23 protein-coding genes are annotated in these 26,633 nt (G+C 57.0%); 20 read left to right on the forward strand and 3 right to left on the reverse strand.

The features are described 5' to 3' along the window. The first annotated feature begins 141 nt into the window (after positions 1-141). The 13 genes from cysG (at position 142) to rpoS (ending at position 11,514) form a co-directional block, all read left to right on the forward strand. Positions 142-1,557: a siroheme synthase CysG gene (gene cysG, locus ACLIBF_RS05030; protein WP_046289599.1), complete on the forward strand. Its 1,416-nt coding sequence runs from the start codon at positions 142-144 to the stop codon at positions 1,555-1,557. A gap of 9 nt (positions 1,558-1,566) precedes the next feature. Continuing rightward, positions 1,567-2,475: a sulfate adenylyltransferase subunit CysD gene (cysD, locus tag ACLIBF_RS05035; RefSeq protein WP_031374746.1), complete on the forward strand. Its 909-nt coding sequence runs from the start codon at positions 1,567-1,569 to the stop codon at positions 2,473-2,475. A gap of 11 nt (positions 2,476-2,486) precedes the next feature. Continuing rightward, positions 2,487-3,914, forward strand: a complete 1,428-nt coding sequence (cysN, locus tag ACLIBF_RS05040; RefSeq protein ID WP_031374747.1) for a sulfate adenylyltransferase subunit CysN — start codon at positions 2,487-2,489, stop codon at positions 3,912-3,914. Further along, complete coding sequence (gene cysC / locus ACLIBF_RS05045) at positions 3,914-4,519, forward strand: adenylyl-sulfate kinase (protein WP_279810393.1); 606 nt, start codon at positions 3,914-3,916, stop codon at positions 4,517-4,519. Before cysN ends, cysC begins: the two co-directional genes overlap by 1 nt. Positions 4,520-4,573: 54 nt before the next feature. Beyond that, complete coding sequence (locus ACLIBF_RS05050; RefSeq protein WP_031374749.1) at positions 4,574-4,894, forward strand: DUF3561 family protein; 321 nt, start codon at positions 4,574-4,576, stop codon at positions 4,892-4,894. A gap of 178 nt (positions 4,895-5,072) precedes the next feature. Next, positions 5,073-5,390: a cell division protein FtsB gene (gene ftsB, locus ACLIBF_RS05055; protein WP_031374750.1), complete on the forward strand. Its 318-nt coding sequence runs from the start codon at positions 5,073-5,075 to the stop codon at positions 5,388-5,390. A gap of 3 nt (positions 5,391-5,393) precedes the next feature. Beyond that, entirely contained in the window at positions 5,394-6,110 is a 717-nt protein-coding gene (gene ispD / locus ACLIBF_RS05060; protein WP_448309455.1) for a 2-C-methyl-D-erythritol 4-phosphate cytidylyltransferase, read from the forward strand. Next, on the forward strand, positions 6,110-6,592 hold the full coding sequence (gene ispF / locus ACLIBF_RS05065; RefSeq protein ID WP_031374752.1) for a 2-C-methyl-D-erythritol 2,4-cyclodiphosphate synthase: 483 nt from the start codon (positions 6,110-6,112) through the stop codon (positions 6,590-6,592). The genes ispD and ispF overlap by 1 nt, the downstream gene beginning before the upstream one ends. Beyond that, positions 6,589-7,629, forward strand: a complete 1,041-nt coding sequence (gene truD, locus ACLIBF_RS05070) for a tRNA pseudouridine(13) synthase TruD (protein WP_084227838.1) — start codon at positions 6,589-6,591, stop codon at positions 7,627-7,629. Before ispF ends, truD begins: the two co-directional genes overlap by 4 nt. A gap of 191 nt (positions 7,630-7,820) precedes the next feature. Continuing rightward, positions 7,821-8,582, forward strand: coding sequence for a 5'/3'-nucleotidase SurE (surE, locus tag ACLIBF_RS05075; protein ID WP_031374754.1), 762 nt, complete (start codon positions 7,821-7,823; stop codon positions 8,580-8,582). Beyond that, positions 8,576-9,202 (forward strand): protein-L-isoaspartate(D-aspartate) O-methyltransferase, encoded by a 627-nt coding sequence (locus ACLIBF_RS05080; protein WP_031374755.1) that lies wholly within the window; start codon positions 8,576-8,578, stop codon positions 9,200-9,202. The genes surE and ACLIBF_RS05080 overlap by 7 nt, the downstream gene beginning before the upstream one ends. 162 nt (positions 9,203-9,364) lie before the next feature. Next, on the forward strand, positions 9,365-10,465 hold the full coding sequence (gene nlpD / locus ACLIBF_RS05085; RefSeq protein WP_031374756.1) for a murein hydrolase activator NlpD: 1,101 nt from the start codon (positions 9,365-9,367) through the stop codon (positions 10,463-10,465). A gap of 56 nt (positions 10,466-10,521) precedes the next feature. Continuing rightward, complete coding sequence (gene rpoS / locus ACLIBF_RS05090) at positions 10,522-11,514, forward strand: RNA polymerase sigma factor RpoS (RefSeq protein ID WP_031374757.1); 993 nt, start codon at positions 10,522-10,524, stop codon at positions 11,512-11,514. A 399-nt stretch (positions 11,515-11,913) separates the two neighbouring features. On the opposite strand, the gene mutS is transcribed toward rpoS, so the two are convergent. Together mutS and narL are read right to left on the reverse strand one after the other, a co-directional pair. Next, the gene (mutS, locus tag ACLIBF_RS05095) at positions 11,914-14,475 is read right to left on the reverse strand and encodes a DNA mismatch repair protein MutS (RefSeq protein WP_046289601.1); all 2,562 of its coding nucleotides are present in this window, start codon (positions 14,473-14,475) and stop codon (positions 11,914-11,916) included. A gap of 302 nt (positions 14,476-14,777) precedes the next feature. Beyond that, on the reverse strand, positions 14,778-15,425 hold the full coding sequence (gene narL, locus ACLIBF_RS05100; protein WP_279810394.1) for a two-component system response regulator NarL: 648 nt from the start codon (positions 15,423-15,425) through the stop codon (positions 14,778-14,780). A 322-nt stretch (positions 15,426-15,747) separates the two neighbouring features. Between narL and ACLIBF_RS05105 the strand changes: the two genes are divergently transcribed. The 7 genes from ACLIBF_RS05105 to ACLIBF_RS05135 all read left to right on the forward strand — a co-directional run bounded on the left by ACLIBF_RS05105 (position 15,748) and on the right by ACLIBF_RS05135 (position 25,589). Further along, complete coding sequence (locus ACLIBF_RS05105; protein ID WP_046289603.1) at positions 15,748-17,139, forward strand: NarK family nitrate/nitrite MFS transporter; 1,392 nt, start codon at positions 15,748-15,750, stop codon at positions 17,137-17,139. 101 nt (positions 17,140-17,240) lie between these two features. Continuing rightward, a complete protein-coding gene (locus ACLIBF_RS05110; RefSeq protein ID WP_256149372.1) occupies positions 17,241-21,002 on the forward strand; it encodes a nitrate reductase subunit alpha in 3,762 nt (1,253 codons plus the stop codon). After that, positions 20,999-22,543 carry a nitrate reductase subunit beta gene (narH, locus tag ACLIBF_RS05115; RefSeq protein ID WP_031374760.1) on the forward strand — a complete coding sequence of 515 codons (1,545 nt, stop codon included), beginning with the start codon at positions 20,999-21,001 and terminating at the stop codon, positions 22,541-22,543. Before ACLIBF_RS05110 ends, narH begins: the two co-directional genes overlap by 4 nt. Further along, positions 22,540-23,268 (forward strand): nitrate reductase molybdenum cofactor assembly chaperone, encoded by a 729-nt coding sequence (narJ, locus tag ACLIBF_RS05120; RefSeq protein WP_279810395.1) that lies wholly within the window; start codon positions 22,540-22,542, stop codon positions 23,266-23,268. The genes narH and narJ overlap by 4 nt, the downstream gene beginning before the upstream one ends. Beyond that, a complete protein-coding gene (gene narI / locus ACLIBF_RS05125; RefSeq protein ID WP_031374762.1) occupies positions 23,265-23,942 on the forward strand; it encodes a respiratory nitrate reductase subunit gamma in 678 nt (225 codons plus the stop codon). Before narJ ends, narI begins: the two co-directional genes overlap by 4 nt. 148 nt (positions 23,943-24,090) lie before the next feature. Beyond that, a complete protein-coding gene (mltB, locus tag ACLIBF_RS05130) occupies positions 24,091-25,173 on the forward strand; it encodes a lytic murein transglycosylase B (RefSeq protein WP_031374763.1) in 1,083 nt (360 codons plus the stop codon). Between the two features lie 80 nt (positions 25,174-25,253). Then, positions 25,254-25,589 carry a zinc ribbon domain-containing protein YjdM gene (locus ACLIBF_RS05135; RefSeq protein ID WP_031374764.1) on the forward strand — a complete coding sequence of 112 codons (336 nt, stop codon included), beginning with the start codon at positions 25,254-25,256 and terminating at the stop codon, positions 25,587-25,589. A 35-nt stretch (positions 25,590-25,624) separates the two neighbouring features. On the opposite strand, the gene ACLIBF_RS05140 is transcribed toward ACLIBF_RS05135, so the two are convergent. Beyond that, entirely contained in the window at positions 25,625-26,512 is an 888-nt protein-coding gene (locus ACLIBF_RS05140) for a dihydrodipicolinate synthase family protein (protein WP_031374765.1), read from the reverse strand. Positions 26,513-26,633: the final 121 nt, after the last annotated feature.

The raw sequence follows: 26,633 nt of genomic DNA on the forward strand, positions 1-26,633 counted from the left end.
CCGTCGTTAAGATCAAATTGTTCTGTGCTTAGCGGGGCCGTTATTCCATTCGGTAACTACTCATTCCAATTCGTAATTTCATCTGGATAAACTCAGGGACGTATAGTCGCGTTAACGCAAAGTTACAACACTAAGGTTAACGTGGACTATCTGCCCCTTTTTGCCGATCTCTCTGGCCGCCCGGTTCTGGTTGTCGGCGGTGGAGATATCGCAGCGCGAAAAATTGAACTGCTGCGTCGTGCGCGTGCGCGCGTGCAGATTGCCGCGCGCGAACTCTGCCCTGAACTGCAGGCGCTGCTCGAGACGCAGCAGCTGGAGTGGCTGGCGACCGCGTTTGATCCTGCCCAGCTCGACGGCGTGTTCCTGGTGATCGCCGCCACCGATGACAATGCCCTCAACGCGGCGGTCTTCGAGGCTGCCAACGCGCGCCAGAAGCTGGTGAACGTGGTGGACGATCAACCGAAATGCAGCTTTATCTTCCCCTCGATTGTTGACCGCTCACCGCTGGTGGTCGCGATCTCCTCCAGCGGCACTGCGCCGGTGCTGGCGCGTATGCTGCGTGAAAAACTGGAGACGCTACTGCCCGCTAACCTCGGCCAGATGGCTGAGGTGGCCGGACAGTGGCGTGACAAAGTTAAACAGCGTTTTCACCGCATGTCTGACCGCCGCCGTTTCTGGGAGCGGGCATTCAACGGCCTGTTTGCCAGCCAGATGTCGGCTGGCAATGTGGATGAGGCGAAACGCACGCTGGACCGTGAGCTGCTCGATGAACCAGGCCGACAGGGTGAAATTATTCTGGTGGGGGCCGGTCCGGGCGACAGCGGTCTGCTGACGCTGCGCGGCCTGCAGGTGATGCAACTGGCCGATGTGGTGCTGTATGACCATCTGGTCAGTGACGAGGTGCTGGAGCTGGTTCGCCGCGATGCCGATCGCATCTGCGTCGGTAAACGGGCGGGTGCGCATTCGGTGCCGCAGGAAGAGACCAATCAGATGCTGGTTAAGCTGGCGCTGCAGGGCAAGCGGGTTGTGCGCCTCAAGGGGGGCGATCCGTTTATCTTTGGCCGCGGCGGCGAAGAGCTGCAGGCGGCACAGCAGGCTGGCATTCCGTTCCAGGTGGTGCCGGGCGTCACCGCCGCCGCCGGAGCCACCGCTTACGCCGGTATTCCGCTGACTCACCGCGATTACGCGCAGAGCGTGATGTTTATTACCGGTCATTGTCGTCCGGATGGTGACGACATTGACTGGCCGTCGCTGGCGCGTGCGCGTCAGACGCTGGCGATCTATATGGGCACGGTGAAGGCGGCGCTGATTAGCGAAGCGCTGATTCAGCACGGCCGCGCGCCGTCGACGCCGGTGGCGGTGATCAGCCGCGGCACCCGTCAGGATCAACAGGTAGTGACCGGTACCTTAGAACAACTCGAGGCGCTGGCCGCCTCGGCACCCACTCCGGCACTGCTGGTGATCGGAGAAGTGGTCAATTTGCACGGGCAACTCGCCTGGTTTCAACATTCGGCACAGCAGGGGGCTCGCGAGTCCGCCGTTGTCAATCTGGCTTGAGGGAAAATCATGGACCAAAAACGACTCACTCATCTGCGTCAGCTGGAGGCGGAGAGTATCCACATCATTCGCGAAGTGGCGGCGGAGTTCAGCAACCCGGTGATGATGTACTCAATCGGTAAAGACTCCTCAGTGATGCTGCACCTGGCGCGTAAAGCCTTTTATCCTGGCACGCTGCCGTTCCCGCTGCTGCATGTGGACACCGGCTGGAAATTCCGCGAAATGTACGAATTTCGCGATCGCACCGTCAAAGCGATGGGCGCGGAGCTGCTGGTTCACCGCAACCCGGAAGGGGTGGCGATGGGCATTAACCCGTTTGTGCACGGCAGCGCCAAACATACCGACATCATGAAAACCGAAGGGCTGAAGCAGGCGCTGAACAAATACGGTTTTGATGCTGCTTTCGGTGGCGCACGTCGTGATGAAGAGAAGTCGCGCGCTAAAGAGCGTATCTACTCGTTCCGTGACCGCTTCCATCGCTGGGACCCTAAAAACCAGCGTCCGGAGCTGTGGCACAACTACAACGGCCAGATCAACAAGGGCGAAAGCATCCGCGTTTTCCCGCTGTCGAACTGGACTGAACTGGATATCTGGCAGTACATCTTCCTGGAAAACATTGAGATCGTGCCGCTTTACCTCGCCGCACCGCGTCCGGTACTGGAACGCGATGGCATGCTGATGATGATCGATGACGATCGTATCAACCTGCAGCCGGGTGAAGTGATCAAACAGCGCATGGTGCGTTTCCGTACTCTCGGCTGCTGGCCGCTGACCGGCGCGGTGGAATCTGAGGCGCAGACGCTGCCGGAGATCATTGAAGAGATGCTGGTCTCCACCACCAGTGAGCGTCAGGGTCGGGTGATCGACCGCGATCAGTCCGGTTCGATGGAACTGAAAAAACGTCAGGGTTATTTCTAAGGAGACGCCAGATGAATACCGTAATTGCACAACAGATTGCCGACCAGGGCGGCGTTGAAGCCTGGCTGACCGCACAACAACACAAGAGCCTGCTGCGTTTTCTCACCTGCGGCAGCGTCGATGATGGCAAAAGTACCCTGATTGGACGCCTGCTGCATGACACCCGTCAGATCTATGAAGATCAGCTCTCTTCGCTGCATAACGACAGTAAGCGTCACGGCACCCAGGGCGAAAAGCTCGATCTGGCGCTGCTGGTAGACGGTCTGCAGGCGGAGCGGGAACAGGGCATCACCATTGATGTGGCCTATCGCTATTTCTCTACCGAAAAGCGCAAGTTTATCATTGCCGATACTCCGGGCCACGAGCAGTACACCCGTAACATGGCGACCGGCGCGTCAACCTGCGATCTGGCGATCCTGCTGATTGATGCGCGTAAAGGGGTGCTGGATCAGACCCGTCGTCACAGCTTTATCTCGACGCTGCTGGGCATCAAACACCTGGTGGTGGCGATCAACAAGATGGACCTGGTGGATTACAAACAGGATATCTTCGAGCAAATCAAACAGGATTACCTCGATTTTGCTGCCCAGCTGCCGGAAGATCTCGATATTCGCTTTGTGCCGATGTCGGCGCTGGAAGGGGATAACGTGGCGTCAGCCAGCCAGACTATGCCATGGTACAGCGGCCCGACGTTGCTTGACGTGCTGGAGACGGTTGAACTGAAGCGGGTGGTGGATCATCAGCCGATGCGTTTCCCGGTACAGTACGTTAACCGTCCGAACCTCGATTTCCGTGGCTATGCCGGTACGCTGGCGTCGGGCAGCGTGCAGGTTGGACAGCGGGTCAAAGTGCTGCCATCTGGTGTCGAATCCAGCATTGCCCGCATTGTGACCTTTGATGGCGATCTGCAGGAAGCCGGGGCCGGTGAAGCGATTACGCTGGTGCTGCAGGATGAGATTGATATCAGCCGTGGCGATCTGCTGGTGGATGCCAGCGCTGAGCTGAGTGCCGTCCAGTCCGCCAGCGTGGATGTGGTCTGGATGGCAGAGCAGCCGTTGCAGGCTGGCCAGAGCTACGACGTGAAAATCGCCGGCAAGAAAGCGCGTGGCCGGGTTGAGAAAGTGCTGCATCAGGTGGAGATCAACTCGCTGGAAACGCGCCATGTCGATTCGCTGCCGCTCAACGGCATTGGTCTGATTGAGATGACCTTTGATGAGCCGATGGTGCTCGACAGCTATCAACAGAACCCGGTGACCGGCGGCATGATCTTTATCGATCGCCTGAGCAACGTCACCGTGGGTGCCGGCATGATCCATCAGCCGAAACAGGATGCGCCGACCCATCAGGGACAGTTCAGCGCCTTCGAGCTGGAACTGAATGCGCTGGTGCGCCGTCATTTCCCACACTGGAACGCGCGCGATCTGCTGGGCGGTCAATAATGGCCGGCCACGATGATAATGTGGTGTGGCATGACCATCCGGTGACCCGCGGCGCACGTGAACAGCAGCATGGCCATCAGGGCGTGGTGCTGTGGTTTACCGGGCTGTCTGGCTCGGGAAAATCAACCGTGGCGGGCGCGCTGGAGCAGGCGCTGCATCGCATTGGCGTCAGCACCTACCTGCTGGATGGCGACAATGTGCGTCACGGGCTGTGCCGCGATCTCGGCTTCAGCGATGACGATCGCAAAGAGAACATTCGTCGGGTCGGCGAAGTGGCGAAACTGATGGTGGATGCCGGACTGGTGGTGCTGACCGCCTTTATTTCGCCGCACCGCGCCGAGCGTCAGATGGTGCGCGATCTGCTGGAACCGGGCCAGTTTATTGAGGTGTTTGTCGATACGCCGCTGGCGGTATGCGAAGCGCGCGATCCCAAGGGACTCTATCGCAAAGCACGCGCTGGTGAACTGCGTAATTTCACCGGTATCGATAGCGTATACGAGGCGCCAGAAAGCCCGGATATCCAGCTTGAGGGCGAACAATTGGTTACAAAACTTGCCGCCCAATTGTTAGACCTGCTGCGTGACCGCGATATCATCAGATCCTGAACAGACAGCGGCAAATCGAAGCTGATTTGCCGCCTTCGCGTCAACAGGACCCCTATGCAAAACATTACCCCCATGCTGGCTCGCAAAGATGAACGCACCCCGGATGAGCCGCACTCATCACTGCCGGGCGGCATCATCGGCTTTGTTGCTTACTGGTGCGCCCTGGCCATACCGTTCCTGTTGTACGGCTCTAATACCTTGTTTTTCTTTCTCTACACCTGGCCGTTTTTCCTTGCGCTGCTGCCGGTATCGGTGCTGATGGGTATCGCGCTTAACACCTTACTGCGTGGACAACTGCTGTGGACCACACTCGCCACGGTGATTCTGGTGATTTGCCTGTTCTGGTTAATGTTCGCCTTTCTCTCCGGCTGGTAACCGCCATTGCCGCCACGCTGATGTGCAAACGCATCGGCAGGTTACAAAACTTTTCCCGCCTGGTTTACCCCACTGATTCATATTTTGCGCAGACGCGCAGCAAAGCGCGCCATTTTCGCCGCTGGTGTGGAGTCCTGCGCAAAGTTATGGGATGATTGGGCCGTTTTTAGGGGGCGGGATGGGAAAACTGACGTTACTGCTATTGGTGCTGCTTGGCTGGCTGCAATATTCATTGTGGCTGGGAAAAAATGGCATCCATGACTATACGCGCGTCAACGATGACGTCGCGGTGCAACAGGCGAATAACGCCAAACTTAAATCGCGTAACGATCAACTGTTTGCCGAAATTGACGATCTCAATGGCGGCTCTGAAGCGATCGAGGAACGCGCACGCAATGAATTGGGCATGATTAGGCCTGGTGAAACCTTCTATCGCCTGGTGCCTGACCAGAACAAACGCAACGCGCAACAAGCAGCGCTTAACCAACAACGATAAAACATGAACAATCTGTCCTCCCTTGCGGATGTGATTGCCGTGGTGCCCGCTGCCGGGATCGGCAGCCGGATGCAGGCAACCTGTCCTAAACAGTATCTGACGATTGGTCAGCACACCCTTCTGGAACACAGCATTGCACGCCTGTTTTCCCATCCCGCTATCAAACAGGTGATTGTCGCCCTGAGTCCCGATGACCAGCATTTTGCCGCGTTGCCGCTGGCACGCGATCCGCGTGTGGTGCGGGTCATCGGCGGAGAGACGCGCGCTGAATCGGTACTGGCCGGACTGCAGGCAGCGAAAGGCTCCGCATGGGTGCTGATGCACGATGCGGCGCGCCCCTGCCTCCATCCGGACGATCTTCAGCGTCTGCTAAACGTGCGGCATCAGAGCCACGTTGGCGGGATTCTCGCTGCCCCGGTGCGCGACACCATGAAGCGGGGCGAGCCGGGCAAAGCGGCCATCGCCCATACCGTGGAGCGCGAGGATCTGTGGCACGCCTTAACCCCGCAATTTTTCCCGCATGCATTGCTCACCGCCTGCCTGACGCGCGCGCTGAATGAAGGCGCGACCATCACGGATGAGGCGTCGGCGCTGGAGTACTGCGGCTACCATCCGGAGCTGGTGAGCGGACGCAGCGATAACATCAAAGTCACCCGGCCAGAAGATCTGGCGCTGGCGGCTTTTTATCTGAGTCAGATTCAATTAAAGGAGAGCGCATGATGCGTATCGGTCACGGTTTTGACGTTCACGCCTTCGGTGGCGAGGGTCCGCTGGTGATTGGCGGCGTGCGAATCCCGTTTGAACACGGTTTTATCGCCCATTCTGATGGCGACGTGGCGCTGCATGCGCTGACTGACGCGCTGTTAGGCGCGGTGGCAATGGGTGATATCGGGAAGCTGTTCCCGGATACCGATCCCGCCTTCAAAGGCGCAGACAGCCGCGGCCTGCTGCGTGAAGCCTGGCGACGTATTGAAGCCAAAGGCTACCGCATCGGCAACGTCGATGTCACCCTGATTGCCCAGGCGCCGAAAATGCTGCCACACGTGCCGCAAATGCGCATCAATATCGCTGAAGATCTCGGCTGCCATATGGATGCGGTCAACGTAAAAGCCACTACCACCGAAAAGCTTGGTTTTACCGGTCGTGGCGAAGGGATCGCCTGTGAGGCGGTGGCCCTGCTGCTCAAAGCCGACAGCCAGTGATGCTGCATTATCTGCACGGTGTGCCTGCTGTTACCGGCGTAATCAAAGCTAAGCCAGAAGATTTTGTGGTGGTTGAGGATCTCGGCTATGGCGCGGATGGGGAAGGCGAGCATCTGCTGGTGCGCATCCGCAAAGTGGGTGCCAATACCCGCTTTGTCGCTGAAGCGCTGGCCAAATACCTCGGCATTCACCCGCGTGATATGAGCTACGCCGGCATGAAAGATCGGCATGCGGTTACCGAGCAGACGCTCTGTTTTCGCCTGCCGGGCAATGCGATGCCGGATCTGCGCGGTTTTGCACTGGAAGGGGTAGAGATTCTGCAGGCGGTGCGCCACAAGCGTAAGCTGCGCATCGGTGCGCTGGCGGGCAATGCTTTCCGTCTGGTCATTCGCCAGATCAGCGATCGGCAGGCGGCGGAAGCCCGGCTGGCGCAGATACGCGATGCTGGCGTGCCGAACTATTTTGGCGAGCAGCGTTTTGGCCGCAACGGCAACAATCTGATCATGGCGGAGAAGTGGGCGCGCAATGAGATTATGGTGCGCGACCGGAATAAGCGCAGCCTGCTGCTGTCATCTGCGCGCAGTGCACTGTTTAATCAGGTCACCAGCGCGCGCCTGCAACAGCAGGGTAGTCTCAGCCAGGTGATGAACGGTGATGCGCTGCAGCTTACCGGTCGCGGCAGCTGGTTCGTCGCCCAGCCCGATGAACTTGTATCCTTACAAACACGCGTCGATCAGCACGAGCTGCGCATTACCGCTCCGTTGCCCGGCGATGGTGAAGCCGGGCCACAGGCCGATGCGCTGGCTTTTGAACAGCAGGCGCTGGCTGATGCCACCACCTTGCTGAGCCTGATGACGCGCGAACGTGTCGATGCCGCCCGCCGGGCGATGCTGGTGGTGCCGCGGGATTTGCACTGGAACTGGTGTGATGAGGCGACGCTGGAACTGGCTTTCTGGCTGCCTGCGGGTAGCTTTGCCACCAGCGTGGTGAGAGAACTGCTCACCCACGCCGATGCGCTTGATAATATTGACGAGTAATCCCTGCTGCAACATTACCCCGATTGTGGGTATTGTTGCGGCAAACCCCCGCAGTAGTATGATTTACGCCTACCACTTCGTTGCGTGCCTCGCTAGAATGCAAAAATCGCTGTCCGGTCTTCACCTGTTGCCATGCAGTTCAAACGGGTCCAGTCACGGCGACCAGTCGAATAAAAAAAGGTCAGAACAAAATGCGGATATTGCTCAGCAACGATGACGGCATTCATGCGCCAGGTATTCAAACGCTGGCGAAAGCCCTGCGGCACTTTGCTGACGTGCAGGTCGTCGCGCCCGATCGTAACCGAAGCGGTGCCTCGAACTCCTTAACCCTGGAAACGCCGCTGCGCACCTTTACTCATGAGAATGGCGATATTGCGGTGCAGATGGGCACCCCGACAGATTGCGTCTATCTGGGCGTCAACGCGCTGATGCAGCCGCGTCCCGACATCGTGGTATCCGGTATCAACGCCGGTCCTAACCTGGGCGATGATGTGATCTACTCCGGCACGGTGGCGGCGGCGATGGAAGGGCGTCATCTTGGCTTACCCGCCGTCGCGGTATCGCTTAATGGCCACCAGCACTATGCCACTGCGGCAGCGGTCACCTGCGCTATCCTTAAGGCCCTGACTCAGCAACCGCTGCGCACTGGCCGCATTCTTAACATCAACGTGCCGGATCTGCCGCTGGCCGAGCTGAAGGGCATCCGCGTTACGCGTTGTGGTAGCCGGCATCCTGCCGATCAGGTGATCGCCCAGCAGGATCCGCGCGGCAATACGCTTTACTGGATTGGCCCGCCGGGTGAGAAACTGGATGCAGGCCCGGATACCGACTTTGCCGCGGTTGATCAGGGCTATGTTTCGATCACGGCTCTGCATGTCGATTTGACCGCGCACAGCGCGCAGGATGTGCTGAATGACTGGCTGGCTAAAGCTGAGGTGAATCTGGCATGGTGAATCGGCGTATTGAGACATTGCTGTCACAGCTGCGTCAGCAGGGGATTGATGATGAAAACCTGCTGAAAGCCATCAGCGATGTGCCACGTGAACGTTTTATCGACGAGGCTTTTGAACACAAGGCCTGGGATAATGTGGCTCTGCCGATCGGCTCCGGCCAGACCATCTCGCAACCTTATATGGTGGCGCGAATGACGGCGCTGCTGGCGCTGAATCCGCATTCTCGGGTGCTGGAAATCGGCACCGGTTCCGGCTATCAGACCGCGATTCTTGCCCATCTGGTGGATCATGTGTATTCGGTTGAGCGCATCAAAGGGTTGCAGTGGCAGGCCAAGCGCCGACTGAAGCAGCTCGATCTGCATAATGTCTCGACCCGACATGGCGATGGCTGGCAGGGCTGGCCGTCACGCGGGCCGTTCGACGCCATCATCGTCACCGCCGCCCCGCCTGAAATTCCGATTGCGCTGATAGCGCAACTGGCAGAAGGCGGCATTATGGTGCTGCCAGTTGGTGAAGACCAGCAGGTGCTGAAACGTCTGCGTCGTCAGGGCGAAGAAATTATTGAAGAGACGATTGAGCCGGTGCGGTTTGTGCCGCTGGTTCAGGGCGATCTCGCCTGACCCGCTTCGTATTTCTTCACAACTGTTTCATGGCACCACGTACTTGATATTGTTACTATCCATTTTAATCAACGAAAACGCATATTTTATCGCGCCGTGCAGAGTATTCTGCTGGCAAGTACAGTGAAACAGGTACATCAGGGTTGCCATCACGGGGGATCAATGAGCACGGGAAGCACAATTTTTCAGTTACGCCGTCTGGCGGCGCTTTCACTGGTAGGTTTTTGGCTGGCAGGCTGTAGCTCCAGCGACAACACACAAGCACCCATTAGCCGCGTTGGTGATGGTGGCGGCATGAACAGCAGCCAGAGTGGCGCGGCAAGCGCCTCAGGCGGTGTTCCCACTATGCCGGGGCAGGGAGGAATGTTAAGCGGAAATGCAGCATCTGCGCCCAGCAGTGGTGGAATGATTAGTACCAATAATAATGTTGAGACGCAAAACGGCCGAATTGTGTACAACCGCAGTTATCAGAATATTCCTAAAGGTAGCTACTCCGGTGAAACATATACCGTAAAACGCGGCGACACGTTGTTTTACATCGCCTGGATTACCGGCAACGATTTCCGTGATTTAGCCCAGCGTAACAACGTTCCTGCGCCTTACAGCCTGAATGTCGGGCAAACTTTGCAGATCGGCAACGGTTCCGGCCAGCCGATTACCGGTGGCAATGCCATTACCGTTGCTGATGCAACGCAGGGCGGCGTCCCGACCGCGCCACAAATTAAATCTGCCGCTGTTGCACAGCAACCTGTTATTACGTATTCTGATGATTCGGGTAGTTCGGGCGGCAGTAAATTGCTGCCTTCGAAAGGAGCAAATGTTGCATCGACAACAGCTCCAGTGGTTACCGCACCGCCAACGGTCAGCAGCACAACCAATAGCTCTACGCCGGTAGGAAGCTGGCGTTGGCCGACCGATGGTAAGATTATCGATAACTTCTCTGCCGCCGAAGGGGGCAACAAGGGTATCGATATCGCCGGAACGCGCGGACAGTCTGTCGTCGCCACCGCTTCAGGAAGGGTGGTTTACGCAGGTAACGCACTCCGGGGTTACGGTAATCTGATCATCATTAAACACAATGATGATTATCTGAGTGCTTACGCCCATAACGATACAATGCTGGTCCGGGAACAACAGGAAGTTAAGGCGGGGCAGAAGATCGCGACCATGGGTAGCACCGGAACCAGTTCAGTAAGATTACACTTTGAAATTCGTTACAAGGGGAAATCCGTAAACCCGTTGCGTTATTTACCGCAGCGATAATCCGGCAGAACGCACCTTTTGATGTTCTGCCCTGGAATCACGGGTAGGAGCCGCTTATGAGCCAGAATACGCTGAAAGTAAACGAGTTACATGAGAACGCGGAATTCGAGGAGAATGGAGCTGAGGTTTTTGATGAGAAGGCTCTCGTCGAAAACGAACCTGGTGATAACGACGTAGCGGAAGAAGAGTTGTTGTCCCAGGGTGCGACGCAGCGTGTATTAGATGCGACGCAGCTCTATCTCGGGGAGATTGGCTATTCTCCGTTGTTAACGGCCGAGGAAGAAGTGCTGTTTGCTCGCCGTGCATTGCGAGGTGACATTCCTTCCCGCCGCCGCATGATCGAAAGTAACTTACGCCTGGTAGTGAAGATTGCCCGTCGTTACAGCAATCGTGGTTTAGCCCTGCTGGACCTGATTGAAGAAGGTAACCTCGGCCTGATTCGTGCCGTTGAGAAGTTTGACCCGGAGCGCGGGTTCCGTTTCTCAACTTATGCTACCTGGTGGATTCGTCAGACTATTGAACGGGCGATCATGAATCAAACCCGTACCATTCGTCTGCCGATTCATATTGTTAAAGAACTGAATGTTTATCTGCGTACTGCGCGTGAACTCTCCCACAAGCTTGACCATGAGCCAAGCGCGGAAGAGATCGCAGAGCAGCTGGATAAACCGGTTGATGACGTAAGCCGTATGTTGCGTCTCAACGAACGCATTACGTCAGTCGATACGCCGTTAGGCGGTGATTCTGAAAAAGCGCTGCTGGATATTCTGGCCGATGAGAAAGACAACGGTCCGGAAGACACCACGCAAGACGATGACATGAAACAAAGCATCGTCAAATGGCTGTTCGAACTGAACGCCAAGCAGCGTGAAGTGCTGGCACGTCGTTTTGGCCTGTTAGGCTATGAAGCGGCAACGCTTGAAGATGTGGGCCGTGAAATCGGTTTAACCCGTGAGCGTGTCCGTCAGATTCAGGTTGAAGGTTTGCGTCGTCTGCGCGAAATCCTGCAGGCGCAGGGCCTCAACATCGAAGCACTTTTTCGGGAATAATCGCGTCGTGAGTCTCTGATTCAGGTGTGAATCTAAAAAGCGGTGGTGAAAACCACCGCTTTTTTTATGCCTGCAGAAAGGTGATTTGCCGGGTGAAAGGTGATTTGCATTCAGGGAGCTGATTTGCGTGCAGATAGGTGATTTGTTCACAGAGAACTGATTGACCTGCAGAAAAATGTTTTGCCAGTCGATAAGCGATTTGTGTTCAGATAACTGATTCTGCGGCAGAAAATCGATCTGCGCGCAGAGAACTGATTTGCCTGCAGGCAACGGACTTCCATTTAAAATAATAGTTGCCCGCAGCTAAGCGACTCACCCGCAGAAGAAGTGCTCAGCGCCTTACCCTGGCGCGCCTGCAAAGCCTGCGCGCATCGGGCTTCAGCCCGATGCGCGCAGTTATTACACCAGTGACTTTAGACGATAGATCCAGTCCAGCGCCTGACGTGGGGTCAGGGTATCCGGGTCCAGCGCTTCAAGGGCTTCCACCGCCGGCGAGGTCTCTTCAACCAGCAGCGGCAGTTGCGAACCATCCACCGTCGATGAGGCGGTATGGTTTGAAACCGTCTCCAGCTCCTTCAGCTTGTTACGCGCCCGCTTGATCACTTCCTTCGGTACGCCCGCCAGTGCGGCGACAGCAAGACCATAACTCTTACTGGCCGCGCCATCCTGCACGCTGTGCATAAAGGCGATGGTGTCACCGTGCTCCACCGCATCAAGATGCACATTGACTACACCTTCCATTTTTTCCGGCAGGGTGGTCAGCTCAAAGTAGTGCGTTGCGAACAGCGTCATCGCCTTGATGCGGTTTGCCAGATTTTCGGCACAGGCCCAGGCCAGCGACAACCCGTCGTAGGTTGAAGTACCGCGGCCAATCTCATCCATCAGCACCAGGCTGTTTTCAGTGGCGTTATGCAGAATGTTGGCCGTTTCGGTCATCTCTACCATAAAGGTCGAGCGGCCGGACGCCAGATCGTCAGCCGCGCCGACACGGGTGAAGATACGGTCAAGCGGCCCAATCAGCGTCTCATCAGCTGGCACAAAGCTGCCGATCCAGGCCATCAGTGCAATCAGCGCGGTCTGCCGCATATAGGTACTTTTACCGCCCATATTGGGGCCGGTAATGATCAGCATCCGGCGCTGCGGTGCCAGCGAAAGCGGGTTAGCAATGAACGGCTCTTTCAGAACCTGTTCAACCACCGGATGGCGGCCGCCGCTGATTTTTATCCCCGGTTTGTCCTGCAACACCGGACGGCAATAGTTGAGTGACCAGGCGCGTTCCGCCAGGTTGCTCAGCACGTCCAGCTCTGCCAGCGCGGCGGCGCTAAGCTGCAACGCTTCCAGATGCGGCAGCAGCTGGTCAAACAGCGCCTCATACAGACTTTTTTCCAGCGCCAGCGCCTTGCCTTTCGAAGTGAGCACCTTGTCTTCGTACTCTTTCAGTTCCGGAATGATGTAGCGCTCGGCATTTTTCAGCGTCTGGCGGCGGACATAGTGCATCGGCACCTGATGGCTCTGACCGCGGCTGACCTGAATGTAGTAACCATGGACCGCATTGAAGCCGACCTTAAGGGTATCCAGCCCCAGCTTTTCGCGTTCGCGTATCTCCAGCTTGTCGAGATAATCGGTGGCACCGTCGGCGAGGGCGCGCCACTCATCCAGCTCGGCGTTGTAGCCGGGCGCGATTACCCCGCCGTCGCGGATCAACACCGGCGGCGACTCAATCACCGCCTGCTCCAGCAGTTCGCGTAAAGCGGTAAACTCGCCCATCTGGGTACGCAGCTGTTTTAACTGGGTCGACTCAACTTCCGCCAGCAGCTGATTCAGCTCAGGCAGCTGCTGGAACGCATGACGCATCCGCGCCAGATCGCGCGGACGCGCGGTACGCAATGCCAGACGCGCCAGGATACGCTCGAGGTCACCCACCTGGCGCAGCACCGGTTGCAGGGTTTCGCTGAGATTTTGCAGCTCGGCAATCGACTCCTGACGCTGATTGATGATGCGCGCATCGCGCAGCGGCATGTGCAGCCAGCGCTTCAGCATCCGGCTGCCCATTGGGGTGACGGTTTTATCCAGCACCGCCGCCAGGGTGTTGTCGGTACCGCCGGCCAGGTTCTGGGTGATCTCCAGGTTACGCCGGGTCGCCGCATCCATAATGATGCTGTCCTGCTGCCGTTCCATACTGAGGGAACGGATGTGGGGCAGGGTAGTGCGCTGGGTATCTTTAACATATTGCAGCAGACAGCCCGCCGCACTTAAGCCAAGATGCGCGTTTTCGACGCCAAAACCGTTCAGATCACGGGTGCCGAACTGCAGATTGAGCTGCTGACGTGCGGTATCGATCTCAAATTCCCACAGCGGACGACGACGCAGGCCACGACGCTGATCGATCAGCGACATCGCCTGAAAATCTTCCGGATAGAGCAGTTCGGCAGGATTAGTGCGCTGCAATTCTGCTGCCATGGTTTCCGCATCGCCCGGTTCACTCAGACGGAAACGGCCAGAACTGATGTCCAGCGTTGCGTAGCCAAAGCCGCGCGGGCTCTGAACAATCGCCGCCAGCAGGTTATCGTGACGCTCCTGCAGCAGTGCTTCGTCACTGATAGTGCCGGGCGTGACGATGCGTACCACTTTGCGTTCAACCGGCCCTTTGCTCAGGGCGGGATCGCCAATCTGCTCGCAGATGGCGACGGATTCGCCCAGCTGCACCAGCTTCGCCAGATAACTCTCAACGGCGTGATAGGGCACGCCAGCCATCGGAATCGGTTCGCCAGCCGAAGCGCCGCGTTTGGTGAGTGAAATCTCCAGCAACTGCGAGGCGCGTCTGGCGTCGTCATAAAACAGCTCGTAGAAATCGCCCATCCGGTAAAACAGCAAAATGTCAGGATGTTCCGCCTTGAGTCGCAGGTATTGCTGCATCATCGGCGTATGGGAAGGAAAATCCTTTTCGGTTGGCTCTTGCATAGGGTTTTAACTCATTTTTAAAGCGGTAAGATTCTGGCTGCCGACGTCGCTGAACCGAAGCGGCTCAGCGTCAGCGTGCAGGATAAGCAGATGATAACGAATAGGGCGGGGCATATACCAGTCTGATGCATCGCCGTTACCTTCAGCCGTTGTTGCCTGACCGGCACCCTATCAAACACCAGGCGCGGCTGGCGACTGAAAAAAACGGTTTTTCCGGCTGTTTAGCTGCGGCTGCGAGCCTGCTCGCGAATTCTGCTGCCTGAATCCTTATCCCGCCGGTCTCCTGTTCAGATCGCGGCTACTTAACGTTGTCCGCTCTGTAATGCCCAGACGGCTGCCTCCAGCCGGGATTTCAGGTTCATCTTTTTCAGCAGGTATTTGACGTGAACTTTGACCGTGCTTTCACTGATGCCCAGTTTGCGCGCAATGGCTTTATTGGTCATCCCGGCGCTGATCAGCTGCAGAATATCGCGCTCGCGGCGGGTCAGCTGATTGATATCCCGGGCCGGGGCCGGGCGATCTTCCCGTAAGCGGGCCACCAGTATCGGGGTTAAGGTTTCGCTGAGGACAGTCTGCCCGGCCGCCGCCTGGTGCAGGGCTTTCAGCAGCGCTTCCGGCTCCATATCTTTCAGTAAATAACCGTCGGCACCGCGTTTTAAGGCGGTGACCACATCTTCCTCATCATCAGAAACGCTGAAAACCACTACCCGACCCGAGAGCGATATCTCGCGCAGCCGGCTCAGCGTATCCAGTCCGTTGAGGCCCGGCATATTCAGATCGAGCAGGATCAGGTCAGGATCGTGCTGCTGTGCCAGCGCCACCCCCTCTATGCCGTTGCCTGCTTCGGCCACCACTTCCAGCCTCTCATCCAGCGCGATCAGCTGTTTCAGCCCGTTACGCAGCATCGGATGGTCGTCGATAAGTAAGAGCGTAAACTTGTCTGTCGTCACATCTCTGCTCCTGCTCAGTGGATTCGCGCGTATCGCGAAGTGAAGTAAAGGCGGTATCTTACCGGGGAAGACGGGTGGCTATATACCCCTTATGGACTACTCCTTTATTTCCCACTGCCGGCGCGCTTGTGACAGGTTTTATGCAACTGTTTTAAAAACCACTGATTCACAAAGGTTATTTGCTGGCTGTTCATCTACTTAACCGGGATATCTGCGCGCCAGTGTCGCATAACTACCTGCTTTGCCGTTGATTTGTATCAAGCTGCTCATCAGGTCGGATGCGCAGGATATGCACAATTAATATCCTGTAGATGAGAAAGCTATGACCCAACCTGTCCCTCTGCAAACCGACACCCGCCGCGCGGTAATCCAGGACTGGCAGCCTGAAAATGAGGCTTTCTGGCAGTCGCACGGCAAACGTATCGCCAGCCGTAACCTGTGGATTTCCGTCTTCTGTCTGCTGCTCGCCTTCTGCGTCTGGATGTTGTTCAGCGCCGTTGCGGTCAACCTGAATAAAGTTGGTTTCAGTTTCACTACCGATCAGTTGTTTCTGCTGACGGCACTGCCGTCGGTTTCCGGCGCGCTGCTGCGCGTTCCATACTCTTTCGTCATCCCGCTGGTTGGGGGACGTCGCTGGACCGCCTTTAGCACCGGCATCCTGATGATCCCTTGCCTGTGGCTCGGTTTCGCGGTGCAGGATAGCCAGACGCCGTTCAGCACCTTTGTGATTATTTCTCTGCTGTGCGGTTTTGCCGGGGCTAACTTCGCTTCCAGCATGGGCAACATCAGCTTCTTCTTTCCAAAAGCCCGTCAGGGCGGCGCGCTGGGCATCAATGGCGGCCTCGGTAACCTCGGTGTCAGCGTGATGCAGTTTGTCGCGCCGCTGGCGATCTCCTGTGCCATCTTCGGTTTTTCGGATGCGGGTCAGACTACCGTTAATGGCGAAGCGATCTGGCTGGAAAACGCCGCCTGGATCTGGCTGCCGTTGCTGGCGGTCGCCACGCTGGCCGCCTGGCTGGGAATGAACGACCTGGCGGCGGCGAAATCTTCGCTGCGTGAGCAATTGCCGGTACTGAAACGGCCACACCTGTGGGTGATGGCGCTGCTCTATCTGGCGACGTTCGGATCATTTATCGGATTTTCTGCCGGTTTCGCCATGCTGACCAAAACGCAGTTCCCGGACGTAGTGATTCTGCACTACGCCTTTTTTGGTCCGTTTATTGGCGCGCTGGCCCGCTCAGCGGGCGGCATCATTTCTGACCGTTTCGGCGGTACCCGCGTCACGCTGATCAACTACGTGCTGATGGCGCTGTTTGCCGCACTGCTGTTTTTCACCTTACCGGGCGCTGACGGCCACGGCTCGTTTATCGCTTTCTTCGCCATCTTTATGGGGCTGTTCTTCACTGCCGGACTGGGCAGCGGCTCAACCTATCAGATGATTGCGGTGATTTTCCGCAAGCTCACTCTGGAACGCATTAAAGCCGAAGGCGGCGACGATGCGCTGGCGCTGCGTGAAGCCGGGACTGAAACCTCCGCCGCGCTGGGCTTTATCTCCGCGATTGGCGCGCTGGGCGGCTTCTTTATTCCGCAGACCTTTGGCCTCTCGCTCTCTATGACCGGCTCGCCAGCCGGCGCGATGAAAATTTTCCTGGTGTTTTACCTCTGCTGTATCGCCATTACCTGGCTGGTTTATGGACGCAAGTCCCGCGCCTGATAACAACAATGCCGGCGTGGCGCGCCGGCCATTATTCACTTTCTGCGTCCTCACCGACGCAGAGTTAGCAATGTCACATTAAGCCTTCAGGAGTATTCCGGATGAGCAAGTTTCTCGATCGGTTTCGCTATTTTAAACAGCTGGCGGAGCCTTTCTCTGGCGAACATGGCCAGTCACTGAACAGCAACCGCGACTGGGAAGATGGTTACCGCAGTCGCTGGCAGCACGATAAAATTGTCCGCTCCACGCATGGGGTCAACTGCACCGGCTCCTGCAGCTGGAAAATCTACGTGAAAAATGGCCTGGTGACCTGGGAGACGCAACAGACCGACTATCCGCGTACCCGTCCCGATCTGCCTAATCACGAACCGCGTGGCTGTCCGCGTGGTGCCAGTTATTCCTGGTATCTCTACAGCGCCAACCGGCTGAAATATCCACTGATGCGTAAGAAGCTGATTCAGCTGTGGCGCGAGGCGAAACAGCAGCACAGCGATCCGGTTGATGCCTGGGCCTCGATTATCAGCAACCCGGAAAAAGCCAAAAGCTATAAGCAGGCGCGCGGCCGCGGTGGGTTTGTGCGGTCCAGCTGGCAGGAGGTCAATGAGATGATCGCCGCCGCTAACATCTGCACTGCGAAAACCTACGGTCCGGACCGGGTGATGGGTTTCTCACCTATCCCGGCGATGTCGATGGTCTCCTATGCGGCAGGCGCGCGTTATCTGTCGTTGATTGGCGGTACCTGCCTGAGTTTTTACGACTGGTATTGCGATCTGCCTCCGGCATCACCGATGACCTGGGGCGAACAGACCGACGTGCCGGAATCGGCCGACTGGTACAACTCTTCTTACATCATCGCCTGGGGCTCAAACGTGCCGCAGACGCGTACCCCTGATGCGCACTTCTTTACCGAAGTGCGTTACAAAGGCACCAAAACCGTGGCGGTGACGCCGGACTATGCCGAGGTTGCCAAGCTGTGCGACCAGTGGCTGAATCCGAAACAGGGCACCGACAGTGCAATGGCGCTGGCGATGGGCCACGTGATGCTGAAGGAGTTTCATCTCGATCGCGAAGTCAGCTATTTCAGCGACTACGTGCGTCGTTATACCGATATGCCAATGCTGGTGTTGCTGGAGCCGCGTGAAGGTGGCTTTTACGCCGCCGGACGCCAGCTGCGAGCCAGCGATCTGATCGATGGTCTCGGTCAGGATAATAATCCTGAATGGAAAACGGTGGCGATCAACGAGGCGACCGGCCAACTGGTGGCACCGCAGGGTTCAATCGGCTTCCGCTGGGGTGAAAAAGGTAAATGGAACCTTGAGCAGCGTGACGGGACGACGCAGCAGGAAGTTCAACTGCAGCTCAGTCTGCTGGGTGGCCATGACGAGGTGGTTGAAGTTGGTTTCCCTTACTTTGGCGGGATCACCAGTGAGCATTTCAACAGCGTCGCGCTGGATGAAATCCTGCTGCATAAGCTGCCGGTAAAACGTCTGCAACTGGCCGATGGCAGCGAAGCGCTGGTCACCAGCGTTTACGATCTGACGCTGGCAAACTACGGTCTGGAGCGCGGACTGGGTGATGCCAACTGCGCGCAAAACTACGACGAGGTGAAAGCGTACAGCCCGGCCTGGGCCGAGCAGATCACCGGCGTTTCGCGCCAGAATATCATCCGCATTGCCCGTGAATTTGCCGACAATGCCGAGAAGACCCGCGGCCGTTCAATGATTATCGTCGGTGCCGGTATGAACCACTGGTATCACATGGACATGAACTACCGTGGCCTGATGAACATGCTGATCTTCTGCGGCTGCGTCGGTCAGAGCGGCGGTGGCTGGGCGCACTATGTGGGTCAGGAGAAACTGCGTCCGCAGACCGGCTGGGCCCCGCTGGCATTTGGCCTCGACTGGCAACGTCCGCCACGTCAGATGAACAGTACCTCGTTCTTCTATAACCACTCCAGCCAGTGGCGTTATGAAACCCTCGCCACCAGCGAGCTGCTGTCGCCGCTGGCAGATAAAAGTCGCTACAGCGGCAGCCTGATCGACCTTAACGTGCGTTCTGAGCGCATGGGCTGGCTCCCGTCGGCGCCGCAGCTCAACGTTAACCCGCTGCGTATCGCCGCGCAGGCGCAAGCCGCTGGCCTGTCGCCGCTGGATTACACCGTTGAGAGTCTGAAAAAAGGCACGCTGCGTTTCGCCGCCGAACAGCCAGACGATCCGCAGAACTTCCCGCGTAACCTGTTTGTCTGGCGTTCTAACCTGCTCGGCTCATCCGGTAAAGGGCACGAATATATGCTGAAGTACCTGCTGGGTACTGAAAACGGCATTCAGGGTAAAGATCTGGGTAAGCAGGGCGGCGTCAAGCCTGAAGAGGTGGAGTGGCTGGATCAGGGGGCTGAAGGCAAACTGGATCTGGTGGTGACCCTCGATTTCCGTATGTCGAGTACCTGCCTCTACTCTGATGTGGTGCTGCCAACCGCCACCTGGTATGAAAAAGACGACATGAATACCTCGGATATGCATCCGTTTATTCATCCGCTCTCTGCCGCGGTCGATCCAGCCTGGGATTCAAAAAGCGACTGGGAAATCTATAAGGGCATCGCAAAAGCCTTCTCCGATCTCTGCCCTGGCCATTTAGGGGTAGAAACGGATGTGGTCACGCTGCCGGTACTGCACGATTCGCCAGCCGAACTGGCGCAGCCGTTTGACGCCAGAGACTGGAAGAAAGGCGAATGTGAGCTGATTCCAGGTAAAACCGCGCCACACATCATGCTGGTAGAGCGTGATTATCCGGCCACCTGGGCGCGCTTTACCTCACTGGGTCCGCTGCTTGATACCCTGGGTAACGGCGGCAAAGGCATCGGCTGGAATACTGAGAAAGAAGTCGATTTCCTTAAGCAGCTTAACTATGTCAAAGCGGATGGCCCGGCAGCGGGACGGCCGAATATCGACACGGCCATCGACGCGGCAGAAGTGATCCTGACGCTGGCCCCGGAAACCAACGGTCAGGTAGCCGTTAAAGCCTGGCAGGCGCTGGGTGAGATTACCGGCCGCGACCATACCCATCTGGCGCTGAACAAGGAAGATGAAAAAATTCGCTTCCGCGATATCCAGGCACAGCCGCGCAAAATCATCTCCAGCCCAACCTGGTCTGGTCTGGAAGACGAACATGTCTCCTACAACGCCTGCTACACCAACGTTCACGAGCTGATTCCGTGGCGCACCCTGAGTGGCCGCCAGCAACTGTATCAGGATCATGAGTGGATGCGTGCCTTTGGTGAAAGCCTGCTGGTCTACCGTCCGCCGATTGATACCCGTGCCGCCAAACCGCTGCTCAACAGCAAACCTAACGGTAATCCGGAGAAGGCGCTGAACTTCCTGACGCCACACCAGAAGTGGGGCATTCACTCCACCTACAGCGATAACCTGCTGATGCTGACCCTGTCGCGCGGCGGACCGATTGTCTGGATGAGCGAAGACGATGCCCGTGAACTGGGGATTGTCGATAACGACTGGATTGAGGCGTTCAATGCCAACGGTGCGCTGACCGCGCGTGCGGTGGTAAGCCAGCGTATTCCGGCCGGGATGACCATGATGTATCACGCCCAGGAACGTATTGTGAATATTCCGGGTTCAGAGATCACCAGCCAGCGCGGCGGTATTCATAACTCCGTCACCCGTACCTGTCCGAAACCGACCCATATGATCGGCGGCTATGCCCAGCTCTCCTGGGGCTTTAACTATTACGGCACCGTCGGTTCTAACCGCGATGAATTCGTGGTGGTAAGAAAAATGAACAACATTAACTGGTTAGACGGGGAAGGCAACGATGCCTGTCAGGGCAGCCAGCAGGAGGTAAAACCATGAAAATTCGCTCACAGGTCGGCATGGTGCTGAACCTCGACAAATGTATCGGCTGCCACACCTGCTCGGTAACCTGCAAAAACGTCTGGACCAGTCGTGAAGGGATGGAATATGCCTGGTTCAACAACGTAGAGAGCAAGCCCGGCGTCGGTTATCCCCACGCCTGGGAAGATCAGCAGAAATGGAAGGGCGGCTGGATCCGGAAAATCAACGGCAAGCTGGAGCCGCGCATGGGAAACCGTGTCGGCGTGCTGTCAAAAATCTTCGCTAACCCGGATGTGCCGGCGCTGGATGATTACTACGAACCGTTCGATTTCGATTACCAGCATCTGCACAATGCGCCGGCCGGTAAGCACCAGCCGATTGCGCGCCCGCGTTCACTGATCACCGGTCAGCGGATGAAAAAAATCGAAAATGGCCCGAACTGGGAAGAGATCCTCGGCGGTGAATTTTCCAAACGTTCACAGGATAAAAACTTCGACAATATCCAGAAGGATATTTACGGCCAGTTTGAACACACCTTCATGATGTATCTGCCGCGCCTGTGTGAGCATTGCCTCAACCCTGCCTGCGTGGCGACCTGTCCGAGTGGTGCCATCTACAAGCGTGAAGAAGATGGCATTGTGTTGATCGACCAGGATAAATGCCGTGGCTGGCGTATGTGCCTTACCGGCTGCCCGTACAAAAAGATCTACTTCAACTGGAAGAGCGGCAAATCAGAAAAATGCATTTTCTGCTATCCGCGTATTGAAGCCGGCCAGCCGACCGTCTGCTCGGAAACCTGTGTCGGACGTATCCGCTATCTCGGCGTACTGCTGTATGACGCAGACCGTATTGAACAGGCCGCCTCAGCAGAGAACGAAAAAGATCTCTATCAGAGCCAGCTGGATATCTTCCTCGATCCACACGATCCGGCGGTGATCGCCCAGGCGCTGAAAGATGGCGTAGCGCAAAGCGTGATTGACGCGGCGCAACGTTCGCCGGTGTACAAAATGGCGATGGACTGGAAGCTGGCGCTGCCGCTGCATCCGGAATATCGCACCCTGCCGATGGTGTGGTATGTGCCGCCGTTGTCACCGATTCAGTCAGCCGTCGACGGTGGTGCACTGGCGCACACCGGCGTGCTGCCGGACGTTGAAAGCCTGCGTATTCCGGTCGAGTATCTGGCGAACCTGCTGACCGCCGGTGATACCGCGCCGGTGCTGCTGGCGCTGAAACGCATGCTGGCGATGCGTCATTACAAGCGGGCAGAAAGCGTCGAAGGTAAACGCGATGTCCGGGCGCTGGAACAGGTCGGTCTGAGCGAAGCGCAGGCGCAGGAGATGTACCGGTATCTGGCTATCGCCAACTACGAAGATCGCTTTGTGGTGCCGTCCAGCCATCGCGAACTGGCACGTGAAGCCTTCCCGGAAAGTAAAGGCTGCGGCTTTAGCTTCGGCGATGGCTGCCACGGCAGCGACAGCAAATTCAACCTGTTCAACAGCCGCCGTATCGATGCCATCGACATCACTAAACAAACCGTACGCCCGGAGGATGCATCATGATTGCGCTACGTGTGCTGTCGCGCCTGCTGGATTACCCGGATGAGGCGCTGTTTAGCCACCATCAGAACCTGATTGAGGCGCTGGAAAGCGCCCCTGAACTCGACCCAGCGCAGAGGGCACGGCTGGTGGACTTTATCCACCAGCTCTGCGCCCGGCCACTGCTCGACGTTCAGGCTGATTACTGCGAACTGTTTGATCGCGGCCGCGCCACCTCGCTGTTGCTGTTTGAACATGTGCACGGTGAGTCACGCGATCGCGGTCAGGCGATGGTCGATCTGCTGGCGCAGTATCGGGCCGACGGACTGGAGCTGGATAGCAAAGAGCTGCCTGATTATCTCCCGCTTTACCTTGAATACCTCGCCTGTAAAACGGCTGATGAGGTGCGTCAGGGTTTAGAGGATATCGCGCCGATCCTGGCGCTCCTGGCGGCGCGGCTGGTGGAACGTGAAAGTCCCTATGCCGATCTGTTCAGTGCGCTGTTAACGCTTTCGGGTACCGCTATTCAGCCTGACGCCTTACGGCCGCAGGTGGCACAGGAAGCGCGCGACGATACCCCGGCGGCCCTGGATGCCGTCTGGGAAGAGGAGCAGGTTAAATTTCTTGGCGAACAGGGCTGCGCCTCGGCGCAACAGGCCGCGCATCAGCGCCGTTTCGCCGCAGCGGTTGCGCCGCAGTATCTGGATATCGCTCAGGCTACTCCGCGCGCCACAGGAGAATCAGCATGAATTTTCTCAACACTTTCTTCTTTGATATTTACCCCTACCTTGCCGGGACGGTCTTTCTGGTCGGCAGCTGGCTGCGCTACGATTACGGGCAGTACAGCTGGCGCGCCGGTTCCAGCCAGATGCTGGATAAAAAAGGGATGCGGCTCGCCTCTAACCTGTTCCACATCGGCATCATCGGTATCTTTTTCGGCCATATCGTCGGGATGCTGACGCCTCACTGGATGTATCAATCCTTTCTGCCGCTCGACGTGAAGCAAAAGCTGGCGATGATTGCCGGTGGCGTGTTTGGCGCGATGACGCTGGCCGGTGGCGCACTGTTGCTGAAACGCCGTCTGACTAACCCTCGGGTGCGGGCAACCAGCAGCGTCGGTGATATCCTTATCCTGAGCTTACTGGTGGCGCAGGCTACCCTCGGACTGCTGACCATTCCTTTCTCGGCACAGCATATGGATGGCAGCGAGATGATGAAGCTGGTGGGCTGGGCGCAGGCAGTGGTGACCTTCCATGGCGGTGCATCCCATCATCTTGACGGCGTGGCTCTGATCTACCGGCTACATATGGTGCTGGGAATGACGTTATTCCTGCTGTTTCCATTCTGCCGCCTGGTGCATATCTGGAGCGCGCCGGTGGAGTATCTCACCCGTCGTTATCAACTGGTGAGAAATCGCCGCTGACGAGGTGACGGTCACCGGCACAGCGCGTCCGGTGACCGTTTTTCGGGGCAGTTTCTTGACGTTTTTTTAAGAATTTGACCTGTATGTCGTTGCGCTGAACGACTACTATTAGCGCATCTGAATCTACCCCCTCGTTTATGGATTACCGATGCGTCTCAAGCTAGCTCTCCTTGCGTTCATCCCGTTACTGGCCTCCTGCAGCAGCAAACCTGAAGTCCCCCAACAGCAAAAGATGCTGGCTGCACCGCAAGGTGGATTCTTGCTCCAGCCGTCGCACAGTGGATCCGCGATGTTTGGTGACTTTGCCGGCAACCCGGCGGCAGAACAATTTATCGATCAGATGGTGGAGAAGCACGGCTTCGATCGCCAGCAACTGCACAACATTATTGGTCAGGCAAAGCGGCTGGACTATGTGCTGCGCCTGATGGATCGCCAGGCACCGAGCTATACGCCGGCACCGGGACCTAACGGTGCCTGGATTCGCTATCGCAATAAGTTTATTACGCCGGACAACGTCCAAAACGGCGTCGCCTTCTGGGATCAATATCAGGATGCGCTGCAACGCGCGCAGCAGGTCTACGGCGTGCCGCCTGAAATCATCGTCGGCATCATTGGCGTTGAAACCCGCTGGGGGCGCGTGATGGGGAAAACGCGTATTCTGGATGCGCTCGCGACCTTATCCTTCAACTATCCGCGTCGCGCGGCTTACTTCAGCAGCGAACTGGAAACCTTCCTGTTGATGGCGCGTAATGAGCAGGACGATCCGCTGGCGCTGAAAGGCTCGTTTGCCGGGGCGATGGGCTATGGTCAGTTCATGCCATCGTCCTACAAAGAGTACGCGGTGGACTTCAACGGTGATGGCCACGCCAACCTGTGGGATCCGGTTGATGCCATCGGCAGCGTGGCGCACTACTTCCAGCAGCACGGCTGGCGCAGCGGCGAAAACATTGCGGTCCCGGCCAGTGGTCAGGCGCCCTTGCTTGAAGATGGCTTCAAGACTCGCTACAGCGTAGGCATGCTGGCTGCCTCCGGCCTGTCGCCGCAGGGCTCACTCAATGGCAACGACCAGGTGAGCCTGCTACGGCTTGATTTGGGCACCAGCTATCAGTACTGGTACGGTTTACCCAACTTTTATGTCATTACCCGTTATAACCACAGCACCCATTACGCGATGGCGGTGTGGCAGTTAGGCGAGGCCGTTAGCAAGGCGCGGCAGGGCGGAATGCTATAAAGACTGTCCTTATCAACTGTAAGGTTATATGATGACGCCCTTTTTCAGGCCCATCAGCCCTTGTTATCTCTGGAGTCGTTATGTCTTTACCTGCCTGCCCAGCCTGTCACGCCGATTACACCTGGCAAGATGGCGATAACCTTAACTGTCCTTCCTGTGGTCATATCTGGACTGAGGCGGAAAGTGACAGCAGCAATCAGTCGCTGGAAGTGCGTGACGCTAACGGCAATCTGCTGGCAGATGGCGACAGCGTCACAGTGATTAAAGATCTCAAGGTGAAGGGGAGTTCTTCGTCGCTGAAGATTGGCACCAAAGTGAAAAGCATCCGTCTGGTTGAAGGGGACCACAACATCGACTGTAAGATCGACGGTTTTGGTCCGATGAAATTGAAGTCTGAGTTCGTCAAAAAGAACTGAGGCTGGCGGGCGCAGGGAGGCGCCCGTAATGCTGATTAGCTGAATAACCGATCGAGCGCCGCACACTGTTGCGCGTCTAAAGTGCCACCGTAATTACGCGATGCGCTACGCATTGAATCATAGCGACGCGACACCGCGGTTTTTATCGTGGTCACAAAGTCATCACCGATGCTGTAAATCGCCATCATCCGGCCAATCTGTTGCTGGATACGCGTCAGTTCAGCCATATTGCCGTCACGCCACGCCTGCATCATTTGGGCAAAAACCTCCGGCACAATATTGTTCAGTCCCGAGATTACCCCGGCGCCACCCGCCAGCAGATTGGGCAACAGATATTCGTCATAGCCCGACAGCACCGCAAAATCGCTGCGTACCTTTTTCGTCTCGTCAATCATTGCCCGGTTATGCGACAGGCAGTCGACGGTATCCTTAATGCCGATGAAATTCGGCAGTTTTGCCGCTAACGCGGCGACCAGCGTGGGGGAGAGGTCGCAGCCGGTGCGCGCCGGAAAATTATAGGCAAACCACTTGCCGCCTAACTGCTGATCGAGCGTTTCAAAATAATGCATCAGCTGGTTCTGCGTCTGGCCGTAGTAGTAGGGCGGCAGAACCATCACCGCGTCGTAACCACTTTCCCATGCCGCTTCAGCCAGCGACAGCATATCCGCGACGCAGGTAGCGGAGACATTAGCCACCATTGTCAGCGGCGATAGGGGACGGGCTTCTTTAATCAGCTGTAAGCGTTCCTGCTGCGTCAATGAGGCGAACTCGCCAATACTGCCCATGATCAGTAAGGTATCAATGCCTGAACGGTTGAGGCGCGAAAAATGGCGTCCGAGCGCATCGATATCGATCGCACCCTGCGCATTAAACGGGGTTACCGAGGGACACCAGACGCCGGCAAAGGCAGATTCTGCAGTCATGACTCACTCCTGAGTAGCGTTTAGGGAAAATGAAACAGTGTTTTAACTTAATTATTCCGCCTTAGCACCGCCAGTATTCGATTCAGAAATGAGCAACAGGTCGCACTTTTCCGCGTTTAAA

The sequence above is a fragment of the Pantoea sp. PGP6 genome (assembly GCF_053474785.1).

Excerpts from the sequence above, each read along its gene's own strand:
- cysD (WP_031374746.1), top strand. The coding sequence starts at position 1,567 with ATGGACCAAAAACGACTCACTCATCTGCGTCAGCTGGAGGCGGAGAGT.
- cysN (WP_031374747.1), top strand. The coding sequence starts at position 2,487 with ATGAATACCGTAATTGCACAACAGATTGCCGACCAGGGCGGCGTTGAA.
- cysC (WP_279810393.1), top strand. The coding sequence starts at position 3,914 with ATGGCCGGCCACGATGATAATGTGGTGTGGCATGACCATCCGGTGACC.
- ACLIBF_RS05050 (WP_031374749.1), top strand. The coding sequence starts at position 4,574 with ATGCAAAACATTACCCCCATGCTGGCTCGCAAAGATGAACGCACCCCG.
- ftsB (WP_031374750.1), top strand. The coding sequence starts at position 5,073 with ATGGGAAAACTGACGTTACTGCTATTGGTGCTGCTTGGCTGGCTGCAA.
- ispD (WP_448309455.1), top strand. The coding sequence starts at position 5,394 with ATGAACAATCTGTCCTCCCTTGCGGATGTGATTGCCGTGGTGCCCGCT.
- ispF (WP_031374752.1), top strand. The coding sequence starts at position 6,110 with ATGCGTATCGGTCACGGTTTTGACGTTCACGCCTTCGGTGGCGAGGGT.
- surE (WP_031374754.1), top strand. The coding sequence starts at position 7,821 with ATGCGGATATTGCTCAGCAACGATGACGGCATTCATGCGCCAGGTATT.
- ACLIBF_RS05080 (WP_031374755.1), top strand. The coding sequence starts at position 8,576 with ATGGTGAATCGGCGTATTGAGACATTGCTGTCACAGCTGCGTCAGCAG.
- nlpD (WP_031374756.1), top strand. The coding sequence starts at position 9,365 with ATGAGCACGGGAAGCACAATTTTTCAGTTACGCCGTCTGGCGGCGCTT.
- rpoS (WP_031374757.1), top strand. The coding sequence starts at position 10,522 with ATGAGCCAGAATACGCTGAAAGTAAACGAGTTACATGAGAACGCGGAA.
- mutS (WP_046289601.1), bottom strand. The coding sequence starts at position 14,475 with ATGCAAGAGCCAACCGAAAAGGATTTTCCTTCCCATACGCCGATGATG.
- ACLIBF_RS05105 (WP_046289603.1), top strand. The coding sequence starts at position 15,748 with ATGACCCAACCTGTCCCTCTGCAAACCGACACCCGCCGCGCGGTAATC.
- ACLIBF_RS05110 (WP_256149372.1), top strand. The coding sequence starts at position 17,241 with ATGAGCAAGTTTCTCGATCGGTTTCGCTATTTTAAACAGCTGGCGGAG.
- narH (WP_031374760.1), top strand. The coding sequence starts at position 20,999 with ATGAAAATTCGCTCACAGGTCGGCATGGTGCTGAACCTCGACAAATGT.
- narJ (WP_279810395.1), top strand. The coding sequence starts at position 22,540 with ATGATTGCGCTACGTGTGCTGTCGCGCCTGCTGGATTACCCGGATGAG.
- narI (WP_031374762.1), top strand. The coding sequence starts at position 23,265 with ATGAATTTTCTCAACACTTTCTTCTTTGATATTTACCCCTACCTTGCC.
- mltB (WP_031374763.1), top strand. The coding sequence starts at position 24,091 with ATGCGTCTCAAGCTAGCTCTCCTTGCGTTCATCCCGTTACTGGCCTCC.
- ACLIBF_RS05135 (WP_031374764.1), top strand. The coding sequence starts at position 25,254 with ATGTCTTTACCTGCCTGCCCAGCCTGTCACGCCGATTACACCTGGCAA.
- ACLIBF_RS05140 (WP_031374765.1), bottom strand. The coding sequence starts at position 26,512 with ATGACTGCAGAATCTGCCTTTGCCGGCGTCTGGTGTCCCTCGGTAACC.